Annotated in this window: 14 protein-coding genes and 3 pseudogenes; 7 read left to right on the top strand and 10 right to left on the bottom strand. The window is 61.6% G+C overall.

The genetic code is table 11. The features are described 5' to 3' along the window. Positions 1-58 precede the first annotated feature (58 nt). A complete protein-coding gene (locus QQL24_RS11170) occupies positions 59-3070 on the bottom strand; it encodes a cytochrome P460 family protein (RefSeq protein WP_284312074.1) in 3012 nt (1003 codons plus the stop codon). Between the two features lie 388 nt (positions 3071-3458). Here QQL24_RS11170 and QQL24_RS36595 point away from each other — a divergent pair, with 388 nt between their 5' ends. Both QQL24_RS36595 and QQL24_RS11165 read left to right on the top strand, forming a co-directional pair. Then, on the top strand, positions 3459-3605 hold the full coding sequence (locus QQL24_RS36595; protein WP_431310675.1) for a DUF3761 domain-containing protein: 147 nt from the start codon (positions 3459-3461) through the stop codon (positions 3603-3605). After that, positions 3596-4150 (top strand): hypothetical protein, encoded by a 555-nt coding sequence (locus QQL24_RS11165; RefSeq protein WP_284312072.1) that lies wholly within the window; start codon positions 3596-3598, stop codon positions 4148-4150. Before QQL24_RS36595 ends, QQL24_RS11165 begins: the two co-directional genes overlap by 10 nt. A 126-nt stretch (positions 4151-4276) precedes the next feature. Here the strand turns inward: QQL24_RS11165 and QQL24_RS11160 are convergent, their stop codons facing one another. Continuing rightward, positions 4277-5173, bottom strand: coding sequence for a LysR family transcriptional regulator (locus QQL24_RS11160; protein ID WP_284312070.1), 897 nt, complete (start codon positions 5171-5173; stop codon positions 4277-4279). Positions 5174-5260: 87 nt separating this feature from the next. Between QQL24_RS11160 and QQL24_RS11155 the strand changes: the two genes are divergently transcribed. The 3 genes and pseudogenes from QQL24_RS11155 to QQL24_RS11145 form a co-directional block, all read left to right on the top strand. Further along, positions 5261-5758: a DinB family protein gene (locus QQL24_RS11155; protein ID WP_284312068.1), complete on the top strand. Its 498-nt coding sequence runs from the start codon at positions 5261-5263 to the stop codon at positions 5756-5758. Then, positions 5755-6363, top strand: coding sequence for a glutathione binding-like protein (locus QQL24_RS11150; RefSeq protein WP_284312067.1), 609 nt, complete (start codon positions 5755-5757; stop codon positions 6361-6363). Before QQL24_RS11155 ends, QQL24_RS11150 begins: the two co-directional genes overlap by 4 nt. A 147-nt stretch (positions 6364-6510) precedes the next feature. Then, positions 6511-6651 (top strand): annotated as a pseudogene (locus tag QQL24_RS11145) (beta-eliminating lyase-related protein); the annotation flags it as partial. A gap of 154 nt (positions 6652-6805) precedes the next feature. Here QQL24_RS11145 and QQL24_RS11140 read toward each other — a convergent pair. The 3 genes and pseudogenes from QQL24_RS11140 to QQL24_RS11130 form a co-directional block, all read right to left on the bottom strand. Next, positions 6806-7017, bottom strand: a pseudogene (locus QQL24_RS11140) (cold-shock protein). A gap of 418 nt (positions 7018-7435) precedes the next feature. Next, on the bottom strand, positions 7436-8353 hold the full coding sequence (locus QQL24_RS11135) for an NADP-dependent oxidoreductase (protein ID WP_284312065.1): 918 nt from the start codon (positions 8351-8353) through the stop codon (positions 7436-7438). A 234-nt stretch (positions 8354-8587) separates the two neighbouring features. Then, positions 8588-8974 (bottom strand): hypothetical protein, encoded by a 387-nt coding sequence (locus QQL24_RS11130; protein WP_284312063.1) that lies wholly within the window; start codon positions 8972-8974, stop codon positions 8588-8590. Between the two features lie 97 nt (positions 8975-9071). On the opposite strand from QQL24_RS11130, the gene QQL24_RS11125 reads away from it, so the two are divergent. Continuing rightward, entirely contained in the window at positions 9072-9893 is an 822-nt protein-coding gene (locus QQL24_RS11125; RefSeq protein WP_284312061.1) for an AraC family transcriptional regulator, read from the top strand. A gap of 207 nt (positions 9894-10100) precedes the next feature. Here QQL24_RS11125 and QQL24_RS11120 read toward each other — a convergent pair. The 5 genes and pseudogenes from QQL24_RS11120 to QQL24_RS11100 all read right to left on the bottom strand — a co-directional run. Then, positions 10101-10213 (bottom strand): annotated as a pseudogene (locus tag QQL24_RS11120) (LysR family transcriptional regulator); the annotation flags it as partial. A gap of 290 nt (positions 10214-10503) precedes the next feature. Next, positions 10504-11172 carry a trimeric intracellular cation channel family protein gene (locus QQL24_RS11115; protein ID WP_284312060.1) on the bottom strand — a complete coding sequence of 223 codons (669 nt, stop codon included), beginning with the start codon at positions 11170-11172 and terminating at the stop codon, positions 10504-10506. Between the two features lie 141 nt (positions 11173-11313). After that, positions 11314-12588, bottom strand: a complete 1275-nt coding sequence (locus QQL24_RS11110) for a M20 family metallopeptidase (RefSeq protein WP_284312058.1) — start codon at positions 12586-12588, stop codon at positions 11314-11316. Between the two features lie 503 nt (positions 12589-13091). Continuing rightward, entirely contained in the window at positions 13092-13541 is a 450-nt protein-coding gene (locus tag QQL24_RS11105; RefSeq protein ID WP_284312056.1) for a hypothetical protein, read from the bottom strand. A 25-nt stretch (positions 13542-13566) separates the two neighbouring features. Beyond that, positions 13567-14513, bottom strand: a protein-coding gene (locus tag QQL24_RS11100) for an IS630 family transposase (RefSeq protein ID WP_431310674.1) whose coding sequence is annotated in 2 segments (ribosomal slippage) — positions 13567-14165 and positions 14165-14513 — 948 coding nt in all. Because the reading frame shifts where the segments join, the coding sequence is not laid out codon by codon here. A 408-nt stretch (positions 14514-14921) separates the two neighbouring features. On the opposite strand from QQL24_RS11100, the gene QQL24_RS11095 reads away from it, so the two are divergent. After that, positions 14922-15377 (top strand): Hsp20 family protein, encoded by a 456-nt coding sequence (locus tag QQL24_RS11095; protein WP_284312052.1) that lies wholly within the window; start codon positions 14922-14924, stop codon positions 15375-15377. Positions 15378-15432: the final 55 nt, after the last annotated feature.

Here is a 15432-nt window from a genome sequence, read left to right as displayed (position 1 = left end):
GACCGGCGCCGAGGCCAGGACTATCGCCTTCGGGCGCCTCGGGACCGGACTCTGAGCCTCACGGCAGCGCCACCGCCCCGCTCGACACGATCTTCAGCTTCCAGTCATCGGCCGCGGTCTTGTCGATGTTGAGATGCCCGACCAGGAACTTCAGCCGCTCCGGGTCGTCGCCCTTGGCCGTGCAGAAGCGGTCCTGCAGGTAGAAGGGCGGCGCCGCCTGGTAGTAGAGCGTGGCCTGGACCGCGATCGGGCGGCTGCCGGCCGGCAGGTCGGAGAGCGGCAGGTCGTAGACCAGGGAGTCGCCGCCGCCGGTGTCGTAGTCGGGATCGCCGTCGACGCCGACGGAGCCGGCCTCCTTCGCCAGATCCTCGGTCGCGCCCAGGGCCTTGGCGATCTGCGTGCGCTCGGGCAAGGACAGATAGCCCTGCGGCAGGATCCGGTTGTCCTTCACCGTGGTGCAGATCGACAGGAAGCTGGTCGTCAGCATGCCCTGCGGATCCTTGCCCGGGCCGCACATCTGGGCCGTGGCATTCGACGGCGGGGTCGACACCAGCTCCTGGTAGATCTGGGCCTGGTTCTGGCCGGTGATGCGCTGGTAGTGCGGCTGGTGCAGCCGCTCGTCCGGCCGGATGCGGGACTTGCAGTCGTCGGTCCACCAGTACTCGCCGTCGAGCGGGGTGCCGGCCTGGTCGACCAGGGCGCCGGCCGCGTTGGTGCGGCCGGAGGCCCAGAGCGTTGCGCCGTTGCCGTCCAGCACCTGGAACTCCAGGAAGGCGCGGCGGAAGCCTACCCCGGAGGGCAGCTTGTGGCCGGTCCTGCTGCGCACGGTCACTGTCGCCTGCAGCCGGCCGCCGGTGGTCGACACCTTGCTCACGGTCACCTCTGCGGTCTCGTTGCTGGCCATGTCGAGCATCGCCTGCTCGGTCCGCACCAGCGGGTCGACGCCGCGGGCGCCCATCATCGGGTCCTGGGTGGGGATGCCGAGCACGTCGGGGAATTGCTGCGCGATCTTGATCAGGAACACGTTGAGCCCGACCAGGGTGTGGGCGGCGAAGCCGTCGCGCAACGACAGGTCGATGTCCTCCGGCGCCAGATTGTTCTCGGTTTCGGGGAAATTGCTGTACTCCTGGATGCTGGCGATCTTGCTGCGCATCGGCGTGCCGTCCGCCGCCTTCGACGGCATGTGGCACTCCTGGCAGGACTGCGCCAGGCTGCCCGGCCCCAGCGGCAGCGTGCCGTCGGGCGTGGTGCCGGTCCGGTAGGCGCTGAAGGCCCATTCCGGATAGGTCGTCTGCTCGTAGATATGGGTGACGGTGTTGCCGTCCTGCAGCACCGGCAGATGCACGCTGTGGCAGCTGCCGCAGACCTCGGAGCTGGTGATCGCCGCATTGTGCTCCGACGTGATGCCGAGCGCGGCCTTCATCGGCTTCACCTGCGGCTTCTCGAACGGGCCGATCAGCTTGTCGGGCCCGCCGACGAAGAAGCTGCCGGTGAAGGTGCGGGCGAAGCCGGTGTTGTCCGGGTTCAGGAACTCCTGCCGCTCGGCGATGCAGGCGTTCTCCGGCGCGTCGGCGACGCCGGCGGCGGCATGGCCAAGCGCCATGCGGTGGCAGGAGGTACAGGAGATGCCGTCGCGGGCGAGCGCGCCGTATTTCGCATGCGCCGCGGTCGGGTTGCCGTCCGGCCAGGGCACCGCATCCACCATCTCGCGGGTGAAGTCGACGCACTTGCCGGCCTCGGGGAAGGTGTCGATGTGGAACTGCCTCTGGCCCTGGATGCCATGGCAGCCCAGGCAGGTGTCCTGGACGACGCCCTGGGTGTCGGGCGCGGGGTGGAAGGTCTGGATCTCGCTGGCCAGCTGGGCGAAGAAGAACGGGTCGCGCCCGGCCAGCCCCATCGGCGAGCTGCGCCAGGTGCCGTAGGGCGACAGGTTGATCAGGTTGTCGCCATGCGGGTTCGGCACCGTCATGTCGAATTGCAGCCCAGTGCTGCCGGCGTCGTGGCAGCCGAGGCACTGGCTGGAGGTGACGAACTGGTCCGCCGCGTGCGGGCCGCCGGCGGCGACCCAGGTGTTGTCGTAGCTCGCCGACGGCATCACCGGGACCGAATCCCAGGTCGGCGTCTTCAGCAGATAGGCGCGCAGGGCCTGGTCGACGCCCCGGTCGGCCTGGTACAGCGGCTCGCCCAGCCGGCGCACGTCGTCCGGCGGCAGCGTGACGGCGCGGTGATGGTCCGACGGCGACGGCGCCAAGGACCAGGACTGGCTGAGATAGACCAGCGGCCGCCCCGGCTCGCCCTCGATGTTGCGCGGCGAGGCGAAGGTGAGGTTGTCCTTCGCCGAGGCGTGGCAGTTCATGCAGTACTGGGCGAAGCCCATGTTGGACGGGCCGTTGTTCGGGCTCGGCGGCAAGTCCGGCGACCAGCCGCCCTGCGGCCCGAAGCCATACCAGCCCCAGAACCAGCCATCATGCGAGGCCTTGCTGTCGCGGATCATGATCGCGGCGCCGGAGGTCGGGTACAGCTTCACCGGATCGACATCGGCGCAGGCGGCCGCCGGGTACGGGAACATCTCCTTGACCATGATCGCGCCGTCGGGGATCGGCCGCGTCGGGTCCGTCCCGGCGCTCTCGCCGGAGCGGTTCCTGACCAGCCAGTCGGCCATGTCGGGCGAGTACCAGATCACCACCGGGGCATGGGTGCCGAGGCCGGTGCCCTGCCAGGCGCCCGCGGCCAGGGTCGCGGTGAAGGGGCCGGTGTCGCGGACATGCTTGTCGCGCCGCCAGCCTGAGGCCGTGTCGCGGTGGCAGTAGTTGCCGAAGAACTGGTTGAGCTTGGCCTCGTACTGGTCGAGCGGCAAGGCCGACGGGTCGCGGACGGCGGCGATCAGGCTCTTGCACAGCTCCGGGTCCGTGGGCGTCAGCGGCTCCGGCCGTTCAGCCGTGCAGTTGGCCGGGTCGGCGACGCTCGTGCCGGCGAAGAGGGCGACGCCGACGGCCACGATGACGGCGGCATACCACCGGCGCGCCACACCGCACCAGCGCGTCTCCGCACCCCGCTCAGCTGATTTCATTGGTTTCCGCACGATGCACCATATGATTTGCCGGCGAAGCGCCGATCAATTGACACAACCAGAACAAAGGCCAGCCTTGACGGCCGAATGCTTGTCTTATCCGGCTAGGGACTTACAGGACAGGTTCGAGTAATTGAGTGGGCTAACGTAAGCGGGCTCGATACTTTCAGGTGCGGCGGCACAACCGACCAACAACGAAGCCGCGCCAAGTAGCGGGAACCGCTGCATGACTTCCTCCCACAATTCTGCCACAATTAGCAGCAGCAAGGAGGAAGTCAATCGGACGTTAGGACAGTCGGCAAAACAATCGAATCGGAAAGCGCCGCAGCCGCCAGTGCTGATTTGACTCGGGTTTTGTGGATTCGGCGAGGCGAGGTATCAATCTTATGTGAATGCGGATGGCGTTCGCGTCCACTCGCCAAACCATCGCGACCGTAAGCATCAGGTGGCAGTCTGCAGAGACGACACGATCAGCCATTCCTATCATCATCGCGGAACCTGTTCGCGCCATCATGGGGTGCGGGAATGGATGTGAAATGTCGATTTAAGAGGATCGGGCGCACGGTACTGGTGATGGCTGTAGCCTACACGCCCAATACAGTCTCGGCAGCTAGTCTCGGGCTCGCGTGCAGGGAATTTTGTGGCTTCGATCAAAAGTTGGAGCGCCCTGATCCTCCTTATTGTGCAAAGAGCTTCAGGAGTTTTGCCGATCAGTATGAGTTCGACTCCTGTAAGAACGAAGTGCTCGCATATCAAAGCAAGATGCATGACTATCAAACCTGCCTTGTTGAAGAAAGCAAGGACGCTAGCGATGAGTTGAACGAGACAATTAATTCATTCAACAGCCGAGCAAGAAGCCCCTGGCCAGTGCTGAGATTTGTCATTGGCTTTCGAGACTGGCGGCCTGACTGTGGCCGCGATCACCCCGAGGACGGCTGCCTCTGGGTCTATGGGCTCGACGATCAGCAGATCCCCGCCTGCACAGACTTCGGCCTCGAAAGCCTGACCGATTTCATCCGCGAGCACAAAGGCAATCGCGGGAGCGGCCAAGCCGGCAGCCCGCAAGAGCCCGGGTCATGACCGAGCACTTACATCACAACGGCCATCCAGCAAGCTGCGGCGGCGCGCGGTCATCGTCTCGGCTAGTTCGAGCCCGTTGCGTGCAGGATCTCCAGCCGGGCTGTGGATAATCGCAAGCCGCTGCGACTAGGTACTATGCGACGCATCGAGAAACCAACGCGCCACCCGCTGAACAGCTTTTGAGCTGCGGCCATTAGGGCGCTCAAGCAGCACCGTCCGTCCGGGAGAAGGCAGGCTCGATCCTACCGAGACCAGTTTCCCTGTCTTGATGCTATCGGCCACGAGGGATCTTCGAACCAGGGCCGCCCCGGCGCCGGACAACGCCGCGTCGACCATCAATCCCGCGTCGCTAAACGCGAATCCCCGCGTTGGCGACCGATCGCAGCGGTTGAGTCGATACCAAGATCTCCAGGCCCCCCATGCGGGAAGCCCCAATCGACCACAGTCATCCGCCAGCAGAGGGAGGTCGGCAAATGGGTCAGACGCAGTAGATGTTGAAGTCGAGCGGCCCGGTGCGGCGACCGCAATCATGACATCATCATCCTTTGTCATCGACTCCCCGGACCGATCGGCAGAGGGACGCAAGCGTATTGCGAGATCGTAATCGCCATCCTCCAACGACACCTTGTCGTCCGAAACGTGCAAGGCAACGTCTACGTCCGGAAACAACGAAGCAAACATTACGAACCGCGGGGCGAGCCAGCAGCGCGCGAATGACGGCAACACACTAATCCGCACGATGGCCCGGCGATCGGCGACGCGCGACGCCGCACGCCTCAGCGCATCGAGCACCGCGTCAACTGTCTCCAGATAGGCCGCACCCTCCGCCGTCAGTTCGAACTGGCCATTTTCCCGGTGCAGCAGGCGGGTGTCGAGCCTCGCTTCGAGTGCCGCAATCCGTTGGCTGATGGCGCTTTGGCTGACCCCTATCTCTGCTGCCGCACGACTGAAGCTCTTGAGCTTCGCGACGGAGGAGAACGCCTGGAGCATATGGGTCGGAGGAGGATCGTGGCGGACCGGCATCAGCCTGCCTTATCCGTCATTAGGAGGTTGTTTTCGACCATTTGCAGCCTTCGGATTAGACTACTCCCGCAATACAAGGGAGCCACAATGGATACGAGTTTTCGGACGCTATCACGTTGGACGGTGTGGGCCAACGAGCGCCTATACGACGCCTGTGGGGCACTGACGAACGACGAGTATTTCCTTCCGCGCGTCTGCGCCTTCGGCTCGATCCATCGGACGCTGAATCATTTGCTTGCGACAGATAGAATTTGGCTGGGCAGGCTGACCGGCGAAGGACATTCCATTCCCTCGCTGGATACGGAACTCTGCGCGGATTTCGTATCGCTGAGGGCGGCCCGAAGCGCCGAAGACCGAAGAATCGTCAGCTTGGTCGATGAAATCGTGGCCAACGGCGATCTAGAGGGAGACTTGCACTACACCAGCATGGACGGAAAGCCCCAGATCTTGCCTCGACGCTTGGTGCTGTCTCACTTGTTCCTGCACCATGCCCATCACCGCGGCCAAGTCCACGCGCTGCTGTCGCAGACAAAGGTGCCACCACCTGCCTTGGATCTGACCTACTTCCCACGGGCCGCCGAATGATAGACTTGTATTTCTGGCCGACACCGAACGGCCACAAGATTTCCCTGTTCTTGGAGGAAGGAAATCTTTCCTATACCTTCGTGCCGATCGACATCGAGCGGGGCGATCAATTCGAAGCTCGTTTCCTCGCCATATCGCCGAACAATCGCATTCCGGCTATCGTCGATCACGATCCACCATGGGGCGACGGGCCTGTGCCCGTCTTCGAGAGCGGTGCCATACTTCTCCATCTCGCGGAGAAAACCGGCCGTTTCTTGCCTTCCGTACCCGCTCGCCGATTGGAGGCGCTTCAATGGACCTTTTGGCAGATCGGTGGTCTGGGGCCGATGGCGGGCCAAGCGCACCACTTTAGGCACTACGCCGCCGAGCCAATTCCCTATGCCATTGATCGCTATACCAGAGAAGTCTCTCGGCTTTACGGCGTACTCGATCACCGGCTCGCCGACAGAGAGTATATTGCCGACGAATACAGCATCGCAGACATGGCGTCCTATCCCTGGATCTACCGACACGCCAAACAAGGTCAGGAACTAGGGCGCTTTCCGAACCTCGCCCGTTGGTACGCGGCGATCGGGCAGCGGCCGAGCACCTTCCGGGCCTATTAAAAGGGAGAGGCTTTGACCGCTCCGTAGCGACCTCCCCACGGGAGTAGCGCGCGCGGACGGTCTGCGCCGTGGTGCGCTGGTCTGATCGGCCACCGATTCTGGGCACCTCTGGATTCCTTTCGTATCTGCGGAAGGAAGGAACGGAATGAAGTCCTGGCCGAGATCGCCCGCGGCGCTGTGCTAATTTTCCACATGGACGGCGCCCGCGTCGCGAACGCGCTCGCGACGCTCGTCTGCACGCCGGCGGAAATGACCCGGCGGCGCGACGTCGACGTCCTGTCGTTCGGGACCGTCTCGGCTTTCACGAAAAGCCAGCCGGCTCGTAGCGCCGCGTCTTCACCCTCCAACAGGACGAAGGATTGAACCGCCCGGGAAGTGCTCCGTGCGCCGCCTGAATCCGCTTAAGGGGACAAGGACTTCCTGACGCGCTCATAGCCGCATTTTATTTCACTAGTTTTAGCTGGTCAGCCGACATCTTGCCGCTTCGTCTGTCAGCTACGAGCTCATACGACACCTTTTCGCCTTCGCGGAGATCATTCAGTCCAGCGCGCTCAACCGCACTGATGTGCACAAAGGCGTCCGGGCCGCCATTGTCAGGTGCGATGAAGCCGAACCCTTTTGGGGATTAAACCATTTGACGGTGCCAGTTGGCATGGGAAATTTTCCGAGCAGGAGGGACATGAGCATGCGAATACGGGGGCATTCATTGATCAGTGGGCAGCAAAGGGCAAGCTTTTCAGCTCTTCGCTTTTGACCGCAAAGTCCGTCTATGTTCGAGCCGGCACCTCGTCGGGTTAGGTGCCCGGTTCATAAACGCCGTTCTGCGAATCCAGCGGCACGTCCTTCAATGGCTCGTGTGGGGCCGTTACCGGACCGTCCGGCTTGGATCCAAAGGAGCGGCAAGCTGCCGTTCGGCCGTGGCCCGCCATGCGCCCGGTGTTCTTGTGGTCTAGCCGTCGCCGATCTTCGAAGGGCCAGTTATAAGCGCGTCGTCATATCGCTCAGCGGGTGGCCCGGCGAGACGCGTAGGCGATAATCGATGAGAGAGGAACCGCCTTCTCTCCCCAAGTTCTCACGGACGAACCCGGATGACCGTCTTCCCCGTGTGTCGCTCGCTGGCAATGAAGGTCGCAACTGCCTCGTCGAGGGCCGAAACTTTGCCGATGTTCGTTCGCAGTCGCCCGTCCCGCACCCGCTGGACGATCTCACTCAGTTGGGCACGATCGGACTCGACAACGAAGTCAACCGCCAGGCCGCCTGCAGGCCGCGCCTCGGCCGGGCCGACGACGGTCACCAGCGTTCCTCCGGCCCGGATCAGAGCTGCGGACCGCTTCTGGATGTCCCCGCCGATGACATCGAACACCAGATCGATGCTGCCGATGTCTGACAGTGCGTCGTTCTCGAGATCGACGAATTCATTTGCGCCGAACTCGAGTGCCTTCTGTCGGTCGGCGGTCCGTCCGGTGCCGATGACATAGGCACCGGCCTCACGTGCGAGTTGCGTCACCATCGAACCGACCGCGCCGGCTGCACCATGTGCAAGGACGCTCTGCCCCGCCTGAAGACGACCGTGCTGGAAGAGTCCCTGCCACGCGGTCAGACCCGAGATTGGCAGGCTCGCGCCCACTGTGAAATCGACGTCGCCTGGCAGCGGCGCGAGGTTGCGTGCTTCCATGGCAATATACTCCGCCAGTGTGCCGTCGCGATACCAATCCGCGAGACCGAACACCCGCTGTCCCACTGAAAGACCCGTGGTGCCGTATCCCAGGGCAATGACCACTCCGGCCAGTTCGTGTCCAGGGATCGATGGCGTATGCGCCTGGTCGCGGCGGTCGGTCCAGGTCGACGGCCACTCCAACTCGGTAGGGACAAAGCCCGACGCATGAACCTGAACGACGACGTCGTTTATCGCTGCATGTGGCTTGGGCCCCTCCACCAGTGTCATGCCGGCCGTTCCCGCAGACTGGTTCGTCACAATGATCGCTTTCATGGGTGTCGTCTCCTCAGACATTTGTTGGTTCAGGGTAAATTGCAGACGCGGAAGGGTCTTTTCGATCTCACGCAACCAGTTATCGACTCGACACTTTCCGCGACGACCTTGATGTCAATTTGCTGGTGTGCCGCAGCGAACCGGATCGCCATTGGCAAGCGAACTTGGGGGTCCAAGCACCGGCAGCGGCTGAGGGTTAACTCGGCCGCTGCAGCATGATGTTAGCAAAGGCTCTTAGGGGCGCGCAGTCTTCAGCGCGGGCTCGCCGCTTTCGGGCGCGTTGAGAACGAAGGTGACGAGGAGAACCGCAGCACCGTTCGCCCAGTAGTACCAGGCGTCCAGTCCCTGCAGGCCGAGCACGAAGGGCACGGCGACGAAAGTAATGCCGACGAGGCGGTCAACCGCGACATGCAGCCCAAATGGCAACACCCTGACTACACCGGTCTTGTGATTGGTGAACAGGGTGAGAATGAGGGCGGCCACGCCGGTTGCGACCGACACCCAAAGCGCCAGCGAATTGATACGGCCGAGTCCGAGCAGGAACGGCGTTGCCATCAGGCTCAGCGCGACGGGATAGTCGAGGGAGGCGTGAACGGTCTTTGTGACGAAGCGAATATTCATGAGACTCTCCGGTTGATTAAGGACTGGGGACTTGCACACCGTTCTTATGGAGGACTATGGGTGACGCTTGGTGCCAATAATTTTGCTGATCGTCCCAATGGACCCCTTCGCTGCTCTGTTCGCCCACGTAACGCCGACGGCCCGGACGTTCTTCACCGGGAAACTGTGCCAGACGTTGCAGTTCACTGGTGTGGGCCATTTGCACCTGTTCAAGGCAGGCTCGCTCACGGTGACCCAGGACGGACAAGCCGACCTCGAACTCGTTGAGCCGACCCTGCTGTTTTTGCCGCGCGGGCGGACCCACAGTTTCGCAGTTGATCCCGAGCGCGGAGCCGACCTCGTATGCGCGACCGTCGAACTCGGGGGTGCGGAGGGCAACCCGATTGGCCAGGGCCTACCTGAATGTGTGGTCCTGCCGCTCGCTGCACATCCGGCGCTGGGTCCGGTTTGTGATCTGCTGGTCGGCGAAGCCTTCTCTGAAGCTGGTGGCCGCCAGGTGGCGCTCGACCGGCTGTTCGACTATCTCCTGATCCTAATCGTGCGCCACGTCGTTGAGAGCGGCGCCATTTCGACCGGAGTGCTCGCCGGGCTCGCCGACCCACGCCTGGCCAAGGCGCTGACCGCGATGCACGAGGCGCCGAAGAAACTTTGGAAGCTTGAGGATCTGGCCGGCGTTGCGGGCATGTCACGCACGCGGTTCGCCGATCATTTTCGGACACTGGTCGGCCTGACGCCCATTGAGTACCTGACGGTCTGGCGCATGACGATCGCGCGCCAGCTTCTCGGCAAGGGCAAACCGGTCAAGAGTGTCGCGGCGCAGGTCGGCTACGACAGCGCAGCCGCCTTCTCGCGCGTGTTCAGTCGGGTGACCGGGCAGCCCCCGCGCGAGTTCGACGCGCTCCGGGATGGATATCGCTAATCGATGAACTCGGCACAAAGCGTCCGTACAATCAACGGCATGCTTAAGGAAGATTTGCGGACGAGAATTGAAATTGTTCCGCGCCGCGGATGTCCGGTCGGGGGCCGTCGGTCGACCGCCCGGTTTAGGTTCGCACTAAGCGATAAGCTGCCGTTCCCGAGCCGACCTAATGCATCACGGGCTTCTACTTGCGGCTGGCCGGGTTGTTCAGTCCGCGACATAGGCTGCCAATTCATCAGCCGTCCCCTGCGGAAAGGCCTTCTTCAAATAGTCGAGGAACGCTGACACGTGGGGCTGAGCAAACGCCTCGAGGGATAAAGGGGTCAGAACAAGAGCTGCTCGAAATCATACGCTAAGAGATTATCTGAGACTTTTCAAAGGGCCGGACTAACGACCTCATGTCTTGTTTGGGATCTTCCGGGCGACCTTTTATGGGTTTCAGTGCGCCAAAGTGACTTTTGTTCTAAGTCTGTCCGCTGAGGGCATGATTTCGAGCAACTCTTGTTCTGACCCGAGGACCAGGGATCGCGAATCTTTGGCTTGGGTAGCCGCGGAAAAATCGGAAGCAGGCAATATTTAAGCAGCGTTGGCGCCGCGATCGCCAACAAATTCAGCGCTGGTCAACCTCGTTCGAAGGGTCTGCTTCCGCACGTCCTCTCGCCGACAGATGTGCTACAGGCAAACGCCAGCCGTATCTGATTGCCATGAAGCGAAGGCCAAAGCACAAAACCCCTCCTACTAGAGCCGAGACGCCATAGGAAAGATCGAGCACGTTGCCGATGGCGACGACGGACGCGCCGGCGAGCGCGGCAACAGCATAGAGATCAGAACGCAGCACTTGCGGAATCTCTGCGAGAAGGACGTCGCGCGTAATGCCGCCGCCGATGCCGGTCAACATACCCAGGAGGGAGGCCATTATCGGGTTCAAACCGAACTCGATCGCTTTCTGCGCGCCCGCGACCGCAAAGAGCGATAGTCCGGCCGCATCGAACAAGAGCATGGGGCTGCGCAGCTTGTCTACGCCGGCGTACCAGAAGAAGGTTATAATGCCGGCCAAGACCGAGACCAGCAAATATCGGCCATCTGTGAGGGCAGCAGGAGGGACGGCGCCGATCAGAAGGTCGCGTGTGATTCCGCCAAAATTTCCTGCCACGAAAGACAGAACGAGGATGCCGAAAATGTCGAGGCGGCGATTGACTGCCGCAACCGCGCCGCTAATTGCGAAAACGAAGGTGCCGACCAGGTCGAGAACTTGCAAGAAGGTTTGAATGGTGATCATGGCGCCGCCTCCCACAAGAGCTTAACGCGTCGAACCGAAGGCGCGAGGTGGCACTCGAATCACACCGATACTTAAACTGCCAGAGCGGCGAGCCGCTTCCCTGCACCATATTTGGTTTTCAGCCTCTCGAGGCAAACGACGTCAAGTTGTGGCGAGCCAGGCCAGTGCGCCGACGACCAACGTCTCGACGCCAGTCTCCAAGGTAGGATGCAGAACCGGTGCGAATTGCGGGCTGTGATTGACCGGCAGTTCGTTCAGCTTGCCAGCTGCCTTGGCCTCAGAATAAATTCCGGGATCATTCCCACCCACAAACCAAAACACCGACGGAACTTGCCATGCGGTGCCGAAGCAGCCGAAATCCTCGCTAGCCGGCGCGGGGCCCGTATGCTTGACTCGGTCGGGAGAAAAATAGCCCCGAAAAGCTGCGGCAATGCGGTTGCTCGCGGTTTCGTCATTCACGTTGAGTGGATAGCGGTCGAGCGGTGTGATTTCCGGTTTGCGCGGTGCCCCCGAGGCTTCGGCCTCGGCATTGACGATCCGCTCGATCGCGTCGAGCACATGTTTGCGCACGCCAGCGTCGAACGTCCGCACATTGAGCTTGATGATGGCTTCGTCGGGAATGACGTTCTCCTTGGTGCCGGCCTGCAACACGCCGACCGTTACCACCGCGGCGTCGGTTGCGGCAACCTCGCGGGACACGATAGTCTGGAGCCGGAGGACGACGGATGCCGCCATAACGACGGGATCGATGCTTGCCTGCGGCATCGAGCCATGCGCACCGCGCCCGAACAGACGAATTTGCAGACTGTCCGCAGCGGAAGTTATCGGCCCGGCGCTTCCGGCGACTGTGCCGGCAGGGCCCACCATGACATGCTGGCCAAGCACGACATCGGGTGTGGGGAAGCGTTTAAGCAGGCCGTCATCGATCATTGCCTGCGCGCCTTGCGCGGTTTCCTCCCCCGGTTGGAAAACGGCCATCAACGTGCCCTTCCAGGCGCCGCGTGTCTGCGACAGCAATGTCGCCGCACCGACCAGCCAGGCGACATGCATGTCGTGACCGCACATATGGCCTACCGGTACGGCGTTCCCTTCAGCATCTTCCGCCGAGACCTTGCTGGCATAGGCAAGGCCGGTGTTCTCCGCGATCGGTAACGCGTCCATGTCGGCGCGTAGCATCACTGTCGGCCCTTCGCCGTTGCCGAGCAATCCCACCACGCCCGTCTTGCCTACCCCGGTCGTAACTTCGTAACCGGCCTTCTTGAGCCTCTCGGCGGCAATGCCCGCCGTTCGCGTCTCCTGCATCGACAGTTCTGGGTGGGCATGAATGTCCTTATAGAGCGCCTCGAGATCGGGTAGCAGATTGCGCACGTTCGTCAGGACGGCCGTTGCGCCTTTGGTGGAAGTGTACTTCGTCATGACAATCTCCTGCCCGCCGCCGGCTTGGCACGATTGGCTTCGAGTCTTCGACACTCCAGGCTGGAGATCATGATCGTTGTCATCGGCAACGACAGCAAGCCCAATTGCTGCGATCAACTGATCGTGACCTGATCTTGCATTCGCCTTAAGTTGCAAGTCGCACTTGTCCGCTTTCCTCTTCGTCCGGTCGTTTCAAGCAGCAGTGATCCGGATATGACAATGGCTGCAAATATTGGAGTCCTGACCGAACCCGCGCGGCGGACGTGGTTGACGGCGCGTCGACAAAACTAAGTACGCGGCGCATTCAGGAGCGATGCAAACGTGCCGGGCGCAGATCGAGCTTTGGGCCGCAAGACTACGTCGGAACGAGTTTCGACCTTCCTGCTCGAAATGCCAGATCGCCAAGCTCCGGATGCAGCGCCAGCATCAGGGAGGTCTCCAGAACGCCGCCGCGCTCGACTGCCCAGCCGGGAAATCCTTCCGGCTAGACCTGCTTGATCGCCTCATCTGTCTCTCAAGAGGACCAGACGCCCACCCAGAACAATGAGCGCCATTGTTTTGGCGGCCTCGACGGCAACATAGACGAAGTGAAGATGCGATGGCGGCATCTGCTGGCCAGCAAGGATTGCGGCCACGCGCACATCCAGCGCTGGGATCAACCAGAATGTCTCTGACAAAACAATCGCTGCAGGCAAGATCAAGGCACGCAGCACAGCGGGTTGAGACGTGCGCAGAGCGATCACCGCGAGAGCGACAACCAGGACAAGCTCAACCTCGTTGTAGATTGCAAAGGTGTGACGGCCAACATCAAGAGCCACGGGCAAAGTCAGGGTCGGTGCGAGAAATTTCGCAGGCGTGCCGATGAAAGCCACGCCGATCGTCAATCCGCCCCAGAGCAGCAAGCCACATGCCCCGAGAGCCTCGAAGCGAGCCAGAGGGCATTTGAAGGCCATGACATAACCTCTAGAGCGGAATCGTTCAGACCGTAGAATATCCAGCGGCGGAGAAATAATTTCTGCATTCGTTGGCGAGAAAGCGGGGAAGGGTCGCGGCGATTTCATCCCATAAGTCATGGATGGATCGCTTTGCGGCCGCTCGCAGGAGAGCTTTGAATTTGGCAAAGAGCATCTCGATGGGATTGAGATCGGGGGAATAGGGCGGCAGATAGAGCAGTTCCGCACCGACGGCCTCAATGGCTTGTCGCACGCCCGGGACCTTGTGGCTGCCCAGATTGTCCATGATGACGATATCGCCGTGTTCGAGGGTAGGCGCGAGGATCTGCTCGACATAGGCCTTGAAGCAATCACCGTTGACAGGCCCGTCGAGCACGCAGGGAGCGGTCAATCCGTCGACGAGCAGAGCCGCAATGAAGGTGGTGGTCTTCCAGTGGCCGTGGGGCATCAGACGCTGGCCACGCTTGCATCGGCCATAGTGGCGCGCCATGGCGGTGGAAGCCCATGTCTCGTCGATGAAGACCAGACGCGAAGGCCTCAGCCAGATTTGGCTGCCGCGCCACTGGCGGCGCGCCGCCGCGACATCGGGGCGCTTTTGTTCGCTGGCATGGATCGTCTTTTTTTATATGTCAGGCCCAGACGTTTGAGCATGTGCCACATCCGGGCATGGCTGATGGCAATCCCCAGTCCTGTCTTGGCCCAGGCCCGCAGGTCCACGATCCGCGCGTCAGGATCGGCCTCGAGTTTGGAGCGGAGCGCCTCCTCATGCTCCGCCAGCTTCAGAGCCACGTGATTGCGCTGGGGTCGGGCACAAACCTCACCTGTCTCACGACGGCGAGCCGCCGCCTTGTAAATGTAGGACAGGCTGACTTTGAACAGCGGCTCGATCGTCCGCGCCGCCATGCCGCTATCCAGCGCCGCCAAAACACGCTCCCGCAAATCCTGCGAATAGGCCTCACCACGCTTCGACATGCTTCGCTTCCCGATTCAGATCGGAAATCTAGGAATCACATCAATCCCTTTTTGGGAATCCCCTTCCGATTCCAGTCAGACCAATTCCGCTCTAATGACGGGATTCGGCAAATCAAGATATCGGGCGATACGAGGGGAGCCAATAAGGTTGGAGCTATCATCTTGGTGGTTATGCGTCTTTGGGGGCGGCGATCGTGAGAATGCGAGTGCAGTACATGCCCACTGTGAATTCGGGCGTAGTCCACGAGACTTGGATGACCTCCCCTGCAAAAAAATTCGAAATACCCCTTGAACTCGGGAGTGCTTCCACCATGTCGATTGCCGTCAGGTGCCTTTCGGGCCTGATGCGGGCGACAGCGGCGTCTGGCGCCTTGCTTATACCCATGTTGCTTTCACAAGGATGTGGCTATGAGAACCTACGACTTCGCACCTTTTGCCCGCTCAGCGATCGGCTTCGATCGCTTGTTCGATCTTCTCAACGCAGGCACCGTCGAGGCGGCCGAGCATTTTCCACCTTATGATATCGTCCGGACCGGCCAGGAAAGCTTCCGCATCGATCTGGCGGTGGCAGGCTTTACCCCCGATGATATCGCCCTCACTGCCCAACAGAACCTCTTGACCATTGTGGGCCGCAAGGTGGGTGAAAAGGAAAGTTCCGATTATCTCTACAGGGGTATTTCAGCCAAGGCTTTCGAGCGGCGCTTCAATCTTGCCGATCACATCGAGGTCGAGAGCGCAACCTTCGAAAATGGGCTGCTGCAGATCAATCTCGTGCAACGTATCCCAGAGGCGATGAAGCCGCGTCGCATCGACGTTCGAGCCCCTTCCAGCCCAGTTCCGGCTGTTCCACCAAAAGCGGCGTAACGACCTCGTTCCGATCGCGAGATGGCCACAGCTGTCGTGGCCATCTCCAAGCATC

This window comes from Labrys miyagiensis (genome assembly GCF_030160835.1).
GTDB classification, from domain to species: Bacteria; Pseudomonadota; Alphaproteobacteria; order Rhizobiales; family Labraceae; genus Labrys; species Labrys miyagiensis.
This window is presented reverse-complemented; position numbering and strand designations above follow the sequence as displayed.